Origin of the sequence: Streptomyces niphimycinicus, from assembly GCF_018883605.1 — a bacterium.
Lineage (GTDB): Bacteria > Actinomycetota > Actinomycetes > Streptomycetales > Streptomycetaceae > Streptomyces > Streptomyces niphimycinicus.
In genome coordinates this window covers 1-2,706 of sequence record NZ_JAHLEM010000855.1, presented here as the reverse complement: position 1 = coordinate 2,706, position 2,706 = coordinate 1, and the positions used below count along the sequence as shown (strand labels likewise).

Below are 2,706 nucleotides of genomic sequence, written 5' to 3'. Positions count from 1 at the left end.
GGACCCCTCGTCCAGGAGGAGGTCGATGCGCTCGCGCGCGGTCAGCTTGCCCTTGGCGTGCTGCTTCTCCACCGCGCGCGCGGACCCCGCATGGGTCGCCTCTTCGATACGGCGCTTCAGATCCGCGAGCTTCCCCGCGGTGGTGTGACGGTCTGGAATCTCGGGGGCGATCTCCGGGTCGGACATCGGGATGCGGCTCCTGCTCGTCCTGGGGGTGGATACGGCGGACTTCTGGATACGGCGGGCTTCTTCAGGGTCGGAGGGGATCAGGGGAAGCGGTGGGAACGGGATATGGGGTCGGAATCGTGATCAGTGAGAGCCTATGGACGTTCGGTGGTTACGGACCGTTCGGCGGCTGTTGCGCCGGCTGGGCTACCGGCACGTAGCGTATCGGCGGCACCGCCTGGTGGCACTGCGTCGTTGGCCACACCTCCTGACCCTAGGCTGGCCCTCATGACGCCTTCTGACACCTCAGGGAGCCCAGGTGACGGGCCCGGCCGCTGGTCCGATCTGGAGCGGCCCCCCTTGAACGCCACCGCGCTGCGCCGGGGGCTGGTGGTCCCCGGCGGGCTGTGGACCGAGTTCGAGGTGGTGCAGGCGACCGGCTCGACCAATACGGATCTGGTCACCCGGGCCCGGGCCGGAGCCCCCGAGGGCGCGGTGCTCGTGGCCGAGGAGCAGACCGCGGGGCGCGGCCGGCTCGACCGAGCCTGGACGGCTCCGGCCCGGTCCGGGCTCTTCTTCTCCATCTTGCTACGGCCCGCCGCCGTTGGCGTGCCCACCGAGCGCTGGGGCTGGCTGCCGCTGCTCGCCGGGGTCGCGAGCGCCGGGGCGCTCAGCCGCACGGCGGGCGTGGACACCGCGCTGAAGTGGCCGAACGACCTGCTGGTGACGGTCGCGGGCGAGGAGCGGAAGTTCGGCGGGATCCTCGCCGAGCGGGCCGGGGACGCGGTGGTCATCGGCATGGGGTTGAACGTTTCGCTACGCGCGGATGAGCTTCCGGTGCCCACCGCCGGGTCGCTGGCCCTGGCCGACGCGATCTCCACCGACCGCGATCCGCTGCTGCGGGCCGTGCTGCGCTCGATCGCTCAGTGGTACGGGGAGTGGTGCCGCTTCGAGGGCGACCCCGGCGCGAGCGGCCTCCAGGAGAGCTACGCGGCGGGCTGTGCGACCCTCGGGCGGCAGGTGCGCGCCGAGCTTCCGGGCGGCCGGGAGCGGGTCGGCGAGGCGGTCGCGATCGACGGCGACGGACGGCTGGTTCTGGCCACCGAGGGCGGGGTTCAGGAGCCGGTCTCCGCCGGGGACATCGTGCATCTACGCTCCGTACCGAGGGAGGAATGAACCCCTGCCGTGGAGAGTGAGCTACGGCACACCTGACGTATCGTGGTCGCGGTCGGTCCAGCTCGGGGCGGCTGTGGGCGATTCGGAACCCAACCGGGAAGAGGGAACGGAAGGGCAGTGCGCAGGGATCTGACAGGGGGCGGGCGGTGACCGCCGACGACGCGGGTTCCGGCACGGCCGAGGAGCGCGAGGCGTGGGACGCCGCCGCGCCGGACGGGGCCGTACGGGACACCGGGGCGCGGGAGAGCGCCGCCGCGGAGGCCCTCGAGGAGGCCCCCGAAGAGGCACCCGACGAGGCCCTTGAGGATGCGGACCAGCCGGATCCCATCGCGCTCCGGCTGGAGCAGCTCATCCTCGGTGCCGAGCGGCGCTACACCCCCTTCCAGGCCGCCCGCAGCGCGGGCGTCTCGGTCGAGCTGGCCACCCGCTTCTGGCGGGCCATGGGCTTCGCCGACATCGGCCAGGCCAAGGCGCTGACCGAGGCCGATGTGCTGGCGCTGCGCCGGCTGTCCGGTCTGGTGGAGGCCGGGCTGCTGAGCGAGCCGATGGCCATCCAGGTGGCGCGGTCCACCGGCCAGACCAGCGCCCGGCTCGCCGACTGGCAGATCGACTCGTTCCTGGAGGGGCTCACCGACCCCCAGGAGACCGGGATGACCCGGACCGAGATCGCGTATCCGCTGGTCGAGCTGCTGCTGCCGGAGCTGGAGGAGTTCCTGGTCTACGTCTACCGGCGCCAGCTCGCGGCCGCGACCGGCCGGGTGGTGCAGGCGGCGGACGACGCGGAGATGGTGGACCGGCGGCTGGCGGTCGGCTTCGCGGACCTGGTGAGCTTCACCCGGCTGACCCGGCGGCTGGAGGAGGAGGAGCTCGGCGAGCTGGTCGAGGCGTTCGAGACCACGGCCGCCGACCTGGTGGCGGCGCACGGCGGGCGGCTGATCAAGACGCTGGGCGACGAGGTGCTCTACGCGGCCGACGACGCGGGCATCGCCGCCGAGATCGGGCTGCGCCTGATCGAGACGCTCACGCATGACGAGACGATGCCGGAGCTGCGGGTCGGGATCGCGTTCGGCACGGTCACGACCCGGATGGGCGATGTCTTCGGGACGACGGTGAACCTGGCGAGCCGGCTGACCTCCATAGCCCCCAAGAACGCGGTCCTGGTGGACGGCGCGTTCGCGGAGGAGCTGAGCCGCACCGGGGAGGCCCCGGTGTCGGAGGCGGAGGCCGCGGAGGCGGCCGCCGCGGCGGAGAAGGAGGGCGAGGAGCCGCCCTCGTACCGGTTCGCGCTCCAGCCGATGTGGCAGCGGCCGGTGCGTGGTCTGGGGGTCGTGGAGCCGTGGCTGCTGAGCCGCCGGGCATGACGCC

2 protein-coding genes and 1 pseudogene are annotated in these 2,706 nt (G+C 72.9%); 2 read left to right on the top strand and 1 reads right to left on the bottom strand.

Annotated elements, in window-relative coordinates; genetic code table 11:
- Window positions 1–186 (bottom strand): annotated as a pseudogene (locus tag KN815_RS44210) (methylmalonyl-CoA carboxyltransferase); the annotation flags it as partial.
- A gap of 267 nt (window positions 187–453) precedes the next feature.
- On the opposite strand from KN815_RS44210, the gene KN815_RS44205 reads away from it, so the two are divergent.
- Window positions 454–1,341, top strand: coding sequence for a biotin--[acetyl-CoA-carboxylase] ligase (locus tag KN815_RS44205; protein WP_216347389.1), 888 nt, complete (start codon window positions 454–456; stop codon window positions 1,339–1,341).
- A gap of 146 nt (window positions 1,342–1,487) precedes the next feature.
- The gene (locus tag KN815_RS44200) at window positions 1,488–2,702 is read left to right on the top strand and encodes an adenylate/guanylate cyclase domain-containing protein (protein ID WP_216347388.1); all 1,215 of its coding nucleotides are present in this window, start codon (window positions 1,488–1,490) and stop codon (window positions 2,700–2,702) included.
- Window positions 2,703–2,706: the final 4 nt, after the last annotated feature.

Bases quoted from the DNA above. Each gene is read 5' to 3' on its own strand.
- KN815_RS44205 (WP_216347389.1), top strand. From the start codon at position 454: ATGACGCCTTCTGACACCTCAGGGAGCCCAGGTGACGGGCCCGGCCGC.